The 12,206-nt window shown below is 61.5% G+C and carries 11 protein-coding genes and 2 pseudogenes; 2 read left to right on the top strand and 11 right to left on the bottom strand.

Features of this window, described 5'->3' with window-relative positions; genetic code table 11:
* Positions 1 to 40 precede the first annotated feature (40 nt).
* The 7 genes and pseudogenes from RAD15_RS23730 to RAD15_RS23700 form a co-directional block, all read right to left on the bottom strand.
* Complete coding sequence (locus RAD15_RS23730; protein WP_458180617.1) at positions 41 to 931, bottom strand: fumarylacetoacetate hydrolase family protein; 891 nt, start codon at positions 929 to 931, stop codon at positions 41 to 43.
* 33 nt (positions 932 to 964) lie between these two features.
* The gene (hpaD, locus tag RAD15_RS23725; RefSeq protein ID WP_458180616.1) at positions 965 to 1,945 is read right to left on the bottom strand and encodes a 3,4-dihydroxyphenylacetate 2,3-dioxygenase; all 981 of its coding nucleotides are present in this window, start codon (positions 1,943 to 1,945) and stop codon (positions 965 to 967) included.
* 22 nt (positions 1,946 to 1,967) lie between these two features.
* Positions 1,968 to 3,508: pseudogene (gene hpaE / locus RAD15_RS23720) on the bottom strand (5-carboxymethyl-2-hydroxymuconate semialdehyde dehydrogenase).
* Between the two features lie 44 nt (positions 3,509 to 3,552).
* Positions 3,553 to 5,058 carry an aldehyde dehydrogenase family protein gene (locus tag RAD15_RS23715; RefSeq protein ID WP_458180615.1) on the bottom strand — a complete coding sequence of 502 codons (1,506 nt, stop codon included), beginning with the start codon at positions 5,056 to 5,058 and terminating at the stop codon, positions 3,553 to 3,555.
* 30 nt (positions 5,059 to 5,088) lie between these two features.
* Entirely contained in the window at positions 5,089 to 6,711 is a 1,623-nt protein-coding gene (locus RAD15_RS23710; protein WP_458180614.1) for a thiamine pyrophosphate-dependent enzyme, read from the bottom strand.
* Positions 6,712 to 6,755: 44 nt separating this feature from the next.
* Positions 6,756 to 8,060 carry an MFS transporter gene (locus RAD15_RS23705; RefSeq protein ID WP_458180613.1) on the bottom strand — a complete coding sequence of 435 codons (1,305 nt, stop codon included), beginning with the start codon at positions 8,058 to 8,060 and terminating at the stop codon, positions 6,756 to 6,758.
* Positions 8,057 to 8,968, bottom strand: a complete 912-nt coding sequence (locus RAD15_RS23700; protein ID WP_458180612.1) for an NAD(P)H-binding protein — start codon at positions 8,966 to 8,968, stop codon at positions 8,057 to 8,059. The genes RAD15_RS23705 and RAD15_RS23700 overlap by 4 nt, the downstream gene beginning before the upstream one ends.
* Before the next feature lie 222 nt (positions 8,969 to 9,190).
* On the opposite strand from RAD15_RS23700, the gene RAD15_RS23695 reads away from it, so the two are divergent.
* On the top strand, positions 9,191 to 10,192 hold the full coding sequence (locus RAD15_RS23695) for a LysR family transcriptional regulator (protein ID WP_458180611.1): 1,002 nt from the start codon (positions 9,191 to 9,193) through the stop codon (positions 10,190 to 10,192).
* Positions 10,193 to 10,228: 36 nt separating this feature from the next.
* Here the strand turns inward: RAD15_RS23695 and RAD15_RS23690 are convergent, their stop codons facing one another.
* The 4 genes from RAD15_RS23690 to RAD15_RS23675 all read right to left on the bottom strand — a co-directional run bounded on the left by RAD15_RS23690 (position 10,229) and on the right by RAD15_RS23675 (position 11,965).
* A complete protein-coding gene (locus RAD15_RS23690; RefSeq protein WP_458180610.1) occupies positions 10,229 to 10,645 on the bottom strand; it encodes a DUF930 domain-containing protein in 417 nt (138 codons plus the stop codon).
* 75 nt (positions 10,646 to 10,720) lie between these two features.
* Complete coding sequence (locus RAD15_RS23685; protein ID WP_458180609.1) at positions 10,721 to 11,251, bottom strand: gamma carbonic anhydrase family protein; 531 nt, start codon at positions 11,249 to 11,251, stop codon at positions 10,721 to 10,723.
* Between the two features lie 169 nt (positions 11,252 to 11,420).
* The gene (locus RAD15_RS23680) at positions 11,421 to 11,705 is read right to left on the bottom strand and encodes a hypothetical protein (protein ID WP_458180673.1); all 285 of its coding nucleotides are present in this window, start codon (positions 11,703 to 11,705) and stop codon (positions 11,421 to 11,423) included.
* Entirely contained in the window at positions 11,624 to 11,965 is a 342-nt protein-coding gene (locus tag RAD15_RS23675) for a hypothetical protein (protein ID WP_458180669.1), read from the bottom strand. The genes RAD15_RS23680 and RAD15_RS23675 overlap by 82 nt, the downstream gene beginning before the upstream one ends.
* Positions 11,966 to 12,050: 85 nt before the next feature.
* Here RAD15_RS23675 and RAD15_RS23670 point away from each other — a divergent pair.
* Positions 12,051 to 12,180 (top strand): annotated as a pseudogene (locus RAD15_RS23670) (S26 family signal peptidase); the annotation flags it as partial.
* Positions 12,181 to 12,206 lie beyond the last annotated feature (26 nt).

Below are 12,206 nucleotides of genomic sequence, written 5' to 3'. Positions count from 1 at the left end.
ATATGCGAGGTCATAGAAGGTCTCGCGATGAGACCGGACTTCAGGCGGGTGGGGCGTTTGGCTCAGTCTCGTCGACAACACCGTTTCGCAAGACGCCGATCCCGTCGGCTTCGACCTCGATGACGTCACCCGGCACGAGCCAGCGTGGCGGATCGAAGCGCGCGCCTGCCCCAGTGGGAGTACCAGAGAGAATGACGTCGCCCGGAGTCAGTGTGGTAAAGGTGGAAATATAGCTGATCAATCGGCGGAAGCTGAAGATCATCCGGCTCGTGCGGTCATCTTGCCGGATCTCACCGTTGACCCGCGTGGTCAGCCTGATGTCGGCGAGCTGATCCTCGGTTGTGTAGGGAACGATCCAGGGGCCGATTGAGCCAGTCCGGTCGAAGTTCTTGCCTTGCGTCACGTTGAATTTGGCGTGCCGGACCCAGTCGCGGATCGTGCCCTCATTGGCGATCGACAGTCCGGCGATGTGGTCAAGCGCTTTCGGTTCGGGGATATGACGACCCTGCTTCCCAACGACAAAGACGATCTCGCCCTCATAGTCGAGCTGGGAGGATACTTGCGGTCGCGTCAGTGCAGCATCGTGACCGACAAACGAGCGCGGAAAGCGGACGAACAGCGACGGGTTCTGGGGAGCCGCCTGACCGTCCTTGTACTCCTCGTTCCGATCCGGGTAGTTGACGCCGACGCAGATGATCTTTTCGGGCGCCTCGATGGGTGGAAGAAAGCGGAATTCGCCATCCGCAAAGTCGATGGGAGGGGATGCGCCCGCCTCAATGAGATGATTGAGCGCGACATCCGCGATCGCCTCCTTGAGGCCGCGCCACCGTGTGCCGAGGCGAGCCTCGAGATCGACAACGCCGCCGGGCCTGGCGAGGCCGTAGCGGACCGTGCCGTCAGCCAGGAATGTACAGAGCTTCGGTTGGTTCATGATCCTGTCTTCCCCCGAACCCGGATATCGGATCTACGGCGCAACGATCGGTGTCGACTTCAGCTTGGAGGAGCGCAATTCGGTGCCCCTGAAGGCTGAGCCTTCCTCGAACCAGGATCGCGGCGCAGGTGCGCCCCAAAGGGTTTGGCGCTGTGGATCCTTCAGATCCCAGCGGATCGGCTCCAGGTCGGGATCGACCGTCTGGTAGTCCGAGCAGTAGATCTCGATGCGATGTCCGTCGGGGTCGCGAATATAGAGGAAGAAGGCGTTGGAAATGCCGTGGCGCCCCGGACCTCGCTCAATATTGCCGACATAACCGGTTGTCGACATCACATCGAGCAGGTCGATGATGTTGAGCGGCGTCGGCACCCAGAACGCCACGTGATGTAGGCGAGGGCCGAGGCCGTTCGTGAACGCGATGTCATGCACGCCGCCCTTGCGATGCATCCACGCGGCCCACAGCTCCGATCCGTCTTCCGTATCGGTGTACTCTGTGACCCTGAAGCCGAGCGAGTTATAGAACGCGACGGAGGCGCGCACGTCCGGCGAGAAGCAGTTGAAGTGATCGATCCGAAGCGGCTTGACGCCCTTGTAGAGGGCGTACTTCTGATGGATCGGAATGAGCCGGTCCATCCTGGCGTAGAACTCGAGTGGGATGCCCTGCGGGTCGCGAGTGCGGAAGGTGCGTCCCTGATGCGGGGCTTCGACCCATTGCACCGGCAAATCCTGTGTCTCGAAATGCTTTGCGGCCCAATCGAGGTGCTCTTCGTCGAATACCTTGAAGCCGAGCTCGTTCGCGACGCCGTGGTCGCCCTGCTCGAGGATGACGCAATGGTGCCCGCGCTCCTCGAGTGCCCGCAGATAGACTCGTTTCGCGTCCTCCGCGGTGACCTGCAAACCCAGCGTATCAACGTAAAAGGCGCGGGACGCCTTGAGGTTCGTGACGGCCAGAACGATGTGGCTCAGCCTGACGATATTGAACGGGGGGTATAGAACACTGGCGGGGATCGACATGTCTCTTTCTCCGGAATATGCGTCAGAGCCCGATGCGCGGGATCTTGTGACCGTCATAGGCAATCGCGATGTTCTTGGTTTCCATGTAGAACTCGAAGGAATAGTCGCCGCCGTCGCGGCCGATGCCGGATTGCTTGACGCCGCCGAACGGGGTCGGCAGGTGGCGAACGTTTTCGGAGTTCACCCAGATCATGCCGGCGTCGAGATCGCGCGCGATGCGGTGCGCGCGGCCGACATCGCGTGTCCAGATGTAGCCAGTCAGGCCATAGCGCACGTCATTCGAGATGCGCACGGCGTCGGCCTCATCCTTGAACGGGATCATGGTCAGCACCGGGCCGAAAATCTCCTCCTGGGCGATTCGCATGTCGTTGCTCGCCCCTATGAAGAGGGTCGGCTGGACGAAGTTGCCTTTGCCATTCAGCGCTCGCTCGCCGCCGACCGCGACGGTTGCTCCGGCCTCGCGAGCGAAAGCAGGATAGCTGAGGACCTTCTCGGTGTGGCGCGGGTGAATCAGGGGGCCGATCTCGGTCGCCGGATCCAGGGGGTGACCGACCTTCAGGTTTGCGACGCGCTCGGCAGCCTTGGCGGCAAAATCCTTGTAGATTGCCTCGTGCACCAGCGCGCGAGAGGACGACGTGCAGCGCTCGCCGTTGAGCGAGTAGATCATGAACAGCACCGCGTCGAGCGCGCGGTCCTGGTCGGCGTCGTCGAAGACGATGACTGGGTTCTTGCCACCGAGCTCGAAATGGACCCGCTTCAGGGTCGTAGCGCCCTGACGCATGATATGCGAGCCGGTCGTGGTCTCGCCGACGAAGGCGACAGCCTTGATTTCGGGATGCTCGGTCAGGCTCTTGCCGGCGCTCTCGCCCATGCCATGCACAAGATTGACCAGGCCAGCGGGGCCATCGTGCTTCCGGATCACCTCGTCCATGATCTCGGTCAGGATCACCGCCGAGAGGGGACTCCATTCGGCCGGTTTGTGGACGACCGTGCATCCTGCCGCCAGGGCAGGCGCGATCTTCCAGGTCGACAGCATGAACGGCGTATTCCACGGCGTGATGACGCCGACCGGTCCGATCGGCTGACGCATGGTGTAGTTGATGTGGTCGGTGTTCGGTAGCGACTGGCCGTCCGCCGCGCCCGGCGCCCGGTCGGCGTAAAAGCGGAAGTTCTCCGCCCCCGCAATGCGGCCTTCGCCATGTAGCGGATGGGCTGCCCGGTATCCGAGCTTTCCACCAGCGCGATCTCGTCCGATCGAGCCTCGATGGCATCGGCAATGGCATGAAGAATCTCGCGCCGCTTCGCGCCTGAGACATTACGCCACGTCTTGAACGCCTTTGCCGCCGCTTCGCAGGCCTTGTCGATATCGGCTGCATCGCCGGAGGCGACCGTGGACTGCTTTTCGTTCGTGACCGGATCAATCGTTTCGAAGGTTGCGCCGGAGGCCGACAACGTCCGCTGTCCCGCGATGAAGTGCGGCACGACAGCCTCGCTGAAGCGCTTCAGGTAGCCGGAAGCTCGTTGCCGGTTGGCGTCAAGACTATTCGCAGGCGCGTCTGGCATGCTGTTCCCCTGTGATCAACTCGTTTGGGCCGGCGGACGGCCCGTTAGAGCGCAATGCAGATCGACTTCGTCTCCATGTAGTTCTCGACAGCCGTTGCGCCGTGCTCACGGCCGATGCCGGATTGCTTGAAGCCGCCGAAGGGCATGTTGGGGTCGACGACATTGTGCATGTTGATCCAGACGGTGCCTGCCTTGACGGCATCGGCAAAGGTGAAACAGCGATTGACGTCTCGCGACCAGACTGATGCAGAGAGCCCGTAGACGGTATCGTTGGCTTGCCGGATCGCATCGTCCATGTCGTCGAACGGCATCAGGGCGGCGACGGGTCCGAAGATCTCCTCGCGCACGAGAATGTTGTCGGGCTTGGCCCCGAGGATCACGGTCGGCTTGACGAAGAAGCCATTGCCATCCGTCGCGGCGCCGCCTGCGGCCAAATGCGCGCCTTCGGCGACGCCTTTCTCGATCAGGTCCAGCACGCGCGCCTGCTGCTTCTTCGACACCAGAGGATTGATCTGGTTGGCGAGATCGAATCCGGAGCCGATCTTGAGGCTGTTAGCGACGCCGACGAACGTCTCCGCCACCTGGTCATAGATGCTCTTCTGCACCAGCACGCGGGAGCCGCAGGTGCAGACCTGACCCTGATTGAAATAAACGCCGATCGCCGCCGCGGCGCCGATCAGATCGGGATTCATGTCGTCGAACATCACCATCGGTGACTTCCCGCCGAGCTCGAGCGAGAAGCGGGTCATGTTGTCGACCGCGGCTCGGCCGATGATTTTGCCGACTTCGGTCGAGCCGGTGAATGCGACCTTGTCGATGCCGGGATGCGAGGCGAGCGCTGCACCGGCCTCGTGGCCATATCCGGTCACGACGTTGACAACGCCTTCGGGGAAACCGACCTCGCGGATGATCTGCCCGAGGCGAAGCGCGGTGAGTGGAGTTTCTTCCGCCGGCTTCAGCACGATGGTGCAGCCGGCGGCGAGTGCGGGCGCGATCTTCCAGATCGCCATCGACAGCGGGAAATTCCACGGCACGATGGCGCCGACTACGCCGACCGGCTCCTTGCGGGTCATCGCGCGATAGCGTGTCCCGGGCGGGACGGCGATCGAGACGTCGAGCGTCTGGCCGTAGATCTTGGTGGCCCAGCCGGCCATGTAGCGCAGGTGCTCGGCGGACGCGCCGACCTCAATGGCCTTCGCGATGCCGATCGATTGGCCGTTGTTTGCGGTCTCGAGCTCGGCGAGAACGGTGCCGTCGGCCTCGAGCGCATCGGCGAGCTTGAGCAGCAGACGTTCGCGATCGGCCGGCCGCAGCTTCGACCAGGCGCCGTCCAGGGCCTTTCGTGCGGCCGCGACCGCAGCGTCGATCTCGGCCTTGCCACCCGCAGGCACGGCGGCGATGGTTCCACCGGCGGCCGGGTCGTAGACGGGGATGGTTGCGCCACTGGCGGCAACAACGTCACGACCGCCGATCGTCATCGTGTGTTCGGCGGCGAGGAAAGTCCGGGTCGCCTCGCTTACGGGCAATTCGGCGCGAATGTGTGTGGTCATCGATATCTCCTGATGATTGCGGGTTTTGCCTTAGGAGGCCAGCGGATGGATGAAGGGCCACGGGCTCGCCTCACAGCCCTTCTCGATCGGCACCTCGATCAAGCTCGGCGTATCCAGCGCAAGTGCTTCGTCCAGCGTATTTCTCAACGCGGTGGGCGAGGTTGCGCGATAACCTCTCACGCCAAAGGAGTCAGCCAGGCGCACGAAATCCGGATTGGTGAGGTCGGATCCGATATACCGGCCCTGATAGGCCTGACGCTGGTCGCGGAGGACGTTGCCGTAAGCAGAATTGTTAAAGACGATGGCCACGACGTTGATGCGATGATGCACCGCCGTCGCCAGTTCCTGAAGGCCGAACAGGAAGCCGCCGTCGCCCGATACGGAGACGACGGCCTTGTCGGGATTGGCCACCTTCACGCCGAGCGCAGTATTGTAGCCGAAGCCGAGATTGTCTTGGTAGCCGCACGTCACGTAGTGCCGCGGAGCGTAGACGGGAAAGCCAAACCGGCCGGTGAAGCCCATCTGGCTGACTTCCTCGACGAAGAAACCGTCGCGCGGCAGGCTGGCGCGGATCGCGTCAAGATAAGCCATTTGCGGTTGCACGTCCGCGATGGCGACGCGCGCTGTCGCCTTGAGTCGAAGCAATTCGTCGCGCCGCGAGGTCGGGGTCGCCGTCTTCAATGCGTCGATCAGGGCCTGGGTGCCCTCCGCCGCATCGGCGATAATGCCGACGTCCGGCTTCAGCCGCACCATCTCGGTCGGATCGACGTCGATGCGGATGACCTTGATGCCGGCGGGCATCCAGCGCCAGCGCATGTACTGGAGCTCGAGCCGGCTGCCGATGCCGATCAACAGATCTGCGGTCTTCCAATAATCGCGTCCGGCCACGAAATCGAGCGAGAGCGGATCGTCGTCGGGCACGATTCCCTTGCCAGACCGGTGGGCGGTCACGGGAGCTTGCAGCCGATCAGCGAGTTCACGTATCACGCGGCCGGCGTTAACGGCGCCGCCGCCGACCATGATGAGTGGATTCCTGGCGGCTGCGATCAAGGCCGCGGCTTTCTTGATCTCGTCCGGATCGGGGGATGGCGCTGGCAGCGCCTTTCCAATCTTGTCCGGGTTAGCGCTGCTGCCTGGCGTGCCAAAGACGTCCCAGGGCGCCTCGACCGCGACCGGCCCTTGCCGTCCGCTCAGCATCTGCGTGAACAGCGCGGCCATCACATCGCTCGCCTCGCTCGGATGATTGATGCGCGCCGCCGATTTCGTCAGTCCGCGCAGCGTCGCGAGTTGATCAGGCAGTTCGTGAAGCTGGCCGCGCCCGCGCCCGATCAGATCGGACATGATGTTGCCGGTCACACACAGCACCGGCGCGTTCGCGCCATAGGCGGTGCAGAGCGCCGCTCCCGAGTTCAAGACGCCCGGACCGGGAACGACCGTGTAGGCGCCGGGCCTCCCGGTCGATTTGGCATAGCCATAGGCCATGTAGCCGGCACCTTGTTCGTGCCTTGTGTGGATGAAGCGCAGTTTGTGGCGTTGGTCGTAGAGCGCGTCGTTGAAGTCGTACATGTGCGCGCCGGGAATGCCGAAGATCGTGTCGACGCCGTGATTGACGAGGGATTTGGCGATCAGGGCGCCGGTGGTTTCACGATGCATGGGCTGCTTTCCCGGATGACGTTGGCGGCTTTGATACGGAGGGCTCACAGTCGCTGCGGCTCGAGCCTTGGCCTTGACTCGGCCTTGTCGAAGAAGGCTGCGACCAGGAGGATGGCGACGATCTGGCCGATCGCGATGGCGTGAACGCCATTCACCGGCGAGCCTGTCGCATCCGCAACAACGCCGATGTAGTAGGGCGCCACGAAGCCGGCGAGATTGCCCACCGAGTTGATCAGGGCGAAGCCGACGACGGCGGCCGGGCCGAAATAGACCCTGGCCGCATAGGCCCAGAACACCGGGACGCAGCCGAGCACACCGCTTGCGGTGAGCGCGAGACCGACGATGGCGAGGGCGGTGTTGGTGCTGTTCAGGGAGGTGACCATAAGGCCGGTCGCCGCGATGAGGCCGCCCGCGACGAGATACCATTTGCGGCCGCCCGCATCGGAGAGGCGGCTGAGTAAGGGCATTGCGATGAACGCGCAGAGCGACGGGATTGCGGCGAACCAGCCGATCGCGACGGGATCGGCAATCCCGGAGCCCTTGATGATCTGCGGCATCCAGAACGCGATCCCGTAATTCCCGAGCAGAAGCAGGAAGTAGACGCCGGCCATCAGCAGCGTGCGGGGGCTCCTCAGCATGTCACCGATGGCATGCGTATGCGCCAGACGCCCGGAGGTCTCCACGCCCTCTTCGACGATCAGGCGCTCGTCCTTGCCAAGCCAGTCTGCGTCCTTTGGTTCGTTTGGCAGAATGGCGAAGAGCAGGGGGGCAAGAAGGATCGTGACCACGCCCTCGACGAGGAAGAGCCATTGCCACCCGGACAGCCCCGCAAAGCCCGAGAGGTGCCCGAGGATATTTCCCGAGATCGGTCCGTTCAGCATTCCCGCGAGCGGAATGGACATCAGGAACCAGCCGTTGACGCGTCCCCGATAGTCATTGGGAAACCATCGTGAAAAATAGAGCTGGGTGCCGGGCGCGAACCCGGCCTCGGCTGCACCGACCAGGAAACGCAGGACATAGAACCAGGTCTCGTTTGTCACGAACGCCATGGCGAGCGTCGCAACACCCCAGGTCACGAGAATCCGCGTGAACCACGCCTTGGCGCCGACACGGGCCAGGATCATGTTGCTCGGGATCTCGAAGATGAAATAGCCGACGAAGAAAAGGCCGGCACCAAACCCATATGCGGCATTGGACAGTCCGAGTTCTTTCGACATCTGGAGCTGGGCAAAACCGACATTGAACCGATCGACGATACCGATCAGTTGAACGACGAATAGTATCGGAAGAATCCGCCACGCGACCTTGGCGAAGACCGGACCCAAAGCTGATCGCTGCGAACCTGTCATGACGTCCTCGTTTTGGAAGTTGCAGTCCGTACGGCCTGAACTTCGAGATTGAGGTCGAGGCTGGGGAGCAGGTCGCGTATCCGCACCGGGGCGCGCCCAACCAGATTCTGAAAATCGTCCGTCAGAGCGGACATGTAACCCTCGCGGATTGCGCGTCCGTAGGCGACACGGCGCTCGATCAAATCGGCTCGCAATCCCTGACGTTGCAGGTCGGCGGCCTGCTCCTCGTCCGAGATCGCCTGATATCTGACAGGCAGACCGAACGTTTCAGAGACAATGGCGCAGAGGTCCGCGCAGCTCAGGAGCTCCGCTCCGGACAGCCGCCAAGCCACTCCGCTACGTTGCGAAAGGACCGCGGCGGCGGCCGCCTCCGCAAGGTCGCCTCGGCCGATGAAAGGAACGCGGGCCTCGCCTGCAGCCATGCGGAAGATGCCGTCCTGCTTCGCTGCTTCGGCGACCCGATTCGCGAAATTGTCGGCGTAAGGGCCGTCGCGCAGCATGACCCAATCGCTGCCCGACGCCATTAGGTCGGCCTCCATCATGCGATGAACGCGGGCGACGCTCGATGGCGAATTGGTATCCACATCGAAAAAGCTCGTGTAGAGGATTCGGCGTACGCCGCATGCGAGCGCAGCTTCGAGCGCATTGCGGTGGAGGCGGATACGTTCTTCGTCTTGTCCCTCGACAGAGACGATCAACAAAGTATCTATCCCGCGAAAAGCTCGCACCAGGCCCTCGGGCTCGGTAAAGTCGGCTTGTCGGACTTCGTCGGCGACGCGCTCCAGCTCGGGAGTTTTATCAGGGTGGCGCGTCATGGCGATGACTGGCTGGTCTGCCGGCCGCCGCGATGTAACAGAACGTAGTATCCTGCCGCCGAGATAGCCCGACGACCCCGTAATCCCAATCATGCAATCCTCCCCCGATCGTTGTCTCGGTGCGCGAGCACAGCCAGCGCGGTCGGCGGGTGACCGTCTGCTTCGCCGATGCCAGCGATCGTTTGAGCCGCAGACTGATGGACTTGCAGAGGTCTAACAATTATATCTTCGATATAGAGTGTATCTGCATTTTAGATGTTGATCCGATACCTGCTGGTCGCAGGTCCGGGAGAACTTGGGAGCACAGGGTCCCACATGACGCTCAGTCTCAGACAGTTGCGTTACTTCGTTGCGATCGCGGACGCCGGCGCGTTTGCCCGGGCGGCTGAAGCGCTCAACATCGCGCAGTCCGCGTTGAGCCATCACGTGTCTGAAATCGAGTCCGAGCTTGGCGTAAGCCTGTTGGATCGGCGACCGCGAGGGATCGCGCTGACGCCAGCCGGTCGCAGACTCTATGAGCATGCCGGCGCCATTCTCTCGGCCATGACCAAGGCGGAGATTGACGTCAAGACGTTTACGGAACTGGCGACCGGACCGGTGGCGGTCGGCCTAAGCCATACAGCAGCGGCAATCAGCGCATTGCCTCTGATGCAGCGCGTAGGAACAGCCTGCCCAAATGTGCACATGACGATTAGCGAAGGCTTGAGCCCATATCTGACGGAGCGGGTGCTCTCGGGAGCTCTCGATTTTGCACTTGCCTTCAACCCGTCAAACGATACGCGCCTGGAGCGTGAACCTCTCCTGAGGGAGGAGCTCTTTCTGATTGGCCGACCCGAGATCATCGGTAAGTCGACTTCGCCCGTTGCGTTCGCCGACATACCTCAGGGGTCCGTGCTCGGACTTACGCCGCCTGCCTCGCGCGCGATCATTCAGACGCAAATTCTAAGGAATCAGATCAAGCCAAGCCCAAGACTCGAAATCGACTCACTAAGTGTTATGCGCACGGCTCTTGAAGCTGGTCTTGGCTGTGGCATTTTGGCGAGATCAACCGTGGGAAGCGATCTGTTGCGGAACGGCGTTCACGCAAGGCGTATCGTCGAACCCAACCTGATGCGTGATCTCAACCTGATAACGCTGGCTGACCATCCACAGACCAGAGCATTCACGGAAGTGAGACAAATGCTCAAGGAGGTTGTTCTTCAGGATGTAAAGAACGGTCGGTGGCCGGCCGAATTACTCGACAAGCCAAGAAAGACGTCCGCCAAGAAACGCGGAAATGATCGCGGGACTAACCCAGTAAGGGCTTCTGATAATTAGTGTCATCGACGAACTCCATCTGGAGCCGCTTGAGATCTATGGCACCAAATAGTGGCTATTCCACTCCTGGCGCGGCACCGAGGTGCCGAGCGTGTAGCTGAAGGATTGGATCCTCAGGCCATCGTCGTTCGTCTCGCAACGATAGGCGACGTGGTACCACGTGCCTCGACTTCGCAAGGCCGCGCCCTCTGCCGTTATGAGATGGCCCCGAATGACCGGATCAGCAAATGCATAGGCGACGAACTCGTCCGGTCGAAATCCTTGATGCTCGCGACCAATGACACCCATCGCACGCGCGTTGCAACGCTGCTCAATTCTCGTTTCGGAAGACAGAGTTTGCATTTGCTCGTCGTGGGACTTTGCTGACAGGGCAATCTGAGGCGGCCACAGAAGGGTCAGTCCTACGGCAGCGATCGATGCCAGCCATGTGGTGGATGTCTTCACGGCCATCATCTTAGTTGTCGAAACGCTCGAGCTTGCTATGGCCGCATCGGGGTGGGCTTCAGCAATCGAGGCGCCTTTTCGTGTTCAGTCAATCTGGTGCAAACTCGACGCGTGACGTCGCCAGTTGCTCACGTAATTCAGTGCGCTTTGCTGTAGGCTCGCTATCGTCTTCTCGTCCAGTTGACGGACTGCTTTCGCAGGCGATCCGACGATCAGCGATCCGTCGGGAAAGGATTTGCCCTCGGTCACAAGTGCCTGGGCACCCACCAACGAGTTGGCCCCAATCTGCGCACCATTGAGAATGGTCGCGCCCATTCCGACCAATACGTTGGAGCCGAGCTTAGAGCCGTGGACAATTGCGTGATGCCCAATCGTGACGCCAGGTCCTATGACGAGTGGAAAGCCGGGGTCGCTGTGCAGGAGGGCGCCTTCCTGAATATTGCTTCCGTCTCCAATGTCGAGCAGCTCGTTGTCTCCCCGCAGAACGGCTCCGAACCAGATTCCGACATCCCGTCCGATCCGGACGTTGCCGATGACGTGAGCACCCGGCGCGATCCAGAATGTCCCCGGTTCGGGCAGAGTCGGGCTCACACCATCTAGTGCGTAGACGGGCATCGTGTCCTCGCGCTCTTCGCCTTCCGTCGGCCGTTATCCGTCACTTCGCGGTCTCCTTGGGGACTCGAAATCATCCTCTCCAACGGATCGAAACGCACCGCGATCGACGGAACAAGCCTAACCTCCAGATAACATCCATCTGGCATTTAGATAGCGGATCATGCGGGCGTCAGGCGAAGGCGAAGTTATCCGATGTGCTGATCTGGAAGGGGTCGTCCGGAAATGATGGCGACATCGAACGGGAATGCTTACTGCCGTCCTCTGGAAATATGCCGACAACGCCGGTTGGATTGTCTCCTTGCATGGGACCAATGTATTGCTCGAGTTGATCGCGGAATTGCTCCAGCCGGGTACGCTCTTCCAAATCTTTTTTTAAAAGTGAATCGGGTACGAATTGTAGTTCGAGATGGCGTCGAAACCGGTCGGGGGAGGCATGTCTCGTCGAACCGACCACTGACGCTTCGTGCCCTGAACTTCCGACGAGAGCAGCCACGAGAGATAGAGTTTCGCGGCTTCCGGATGCCGTGCCCGCCTGAAAATCGCGGCCGGATGGGCCCACGACAGGAAGCTGTCGGTGCGGGGAAGAAAGAAGCGGGTCGGGCCCCCGGATGCGACAAGCGGGCCTGACGTCGTAAAGGAAACCGCGCGTTCGCCTTTTTCGATCCGTTGTCGCGTGGCGCCCGAACCGCGATTCCAGGAAACTTCCTGGGTCAAGAGTTCTTCGATGTAGCTCCAGCCGTGGAGTTGAACGATGCGGTCGAATTGATTAAGGATCGAGTCGTCATCGTGCGGGTGTCGCTTGCGACCAGCGGAAGAGCTTCCATGTCACTAAGTTGGTCGCCGTGTAGCCGCCGGAGCCGCTTGCGGCCTTCCTCGACCTTAACGGCTATCTGCCGGTCGGCGTCCCCATGCTCAAGCGGGTCTTAGCATGAATCTTCGATCTCCATTCTGCGCG

The organism is Bradyrhizobium sp. 14AA, from assembly GCF_054185205.1.
This window is presented reverse-complemented; position numbering and strand designations above follow the sequence as displayed.

Bases quoted from the DNA above. Each gene is read 5' to 3' on its own strand.
- RAD15_RS23730 (WP_458180617.1), bottom strand. From the start codon at position 931: ATGAACCAACCGAAGCTCTGTACATTCCTGGCTGACGGCACGGTCCGC.
- hpaD (WP_458180616.1), bottom strand. From the start codon at position 1,945: ATGTCGATCCCCGCCAGTGTTCTATACCCCCCGTTCAATATCGTCAGG.
- RAD15_RS23715 (WP_458180615.1), bottom strand. From the start codon at position 5,058: ATGACCACACACATTCGCGCCGAATTGCCCGTAAGCGAGGCGACCCGG.
- RAD15_RS23710 (WP_458180614.1), bottom strand. From the start codon at position 6,711: ATGCATCGTGAAACCACCGGCGCCCTGATCGCCAAATCCCTCGTCAAT.
- RAD15_RS23705 (WP_458180613.1), bottom strand. From the start codon at position 8,060: ATGACAGGTTCGCAGCGATCAGCTTTGGGTCCGGTCTTCGCCAAGGTC.
- RAD15_RS23700 (WP_458180612.1), bottom strand. From the start codon at position 8,968: ATGATTGGGATTACGGGGTCGTCGGGCTATCTCGGCGGCAGGATACTA.
- RAD15_RS23695 (WP_458180611.1), top strand. From the start codon at position 9,191: ATGACGCTCAGTCTCAGACAGTTGCGTTACTTCGTTGCGATCGCGGAC.
- RAD15_RS23690 (WP_458180610.1), bottom strand. From the start codon at position 10,645: ATGATGGCCGTGAAGACATCCACCACATGGCTGGCATCGATCGCTGCC.
- RAD15_RS23685 (WP_458180609.1), bottom strand. From the start codon at position 11,251: ATGCCCGTCTACGCACTAGATGGTGTGAGCCCGACTCTGCCCGAACCG.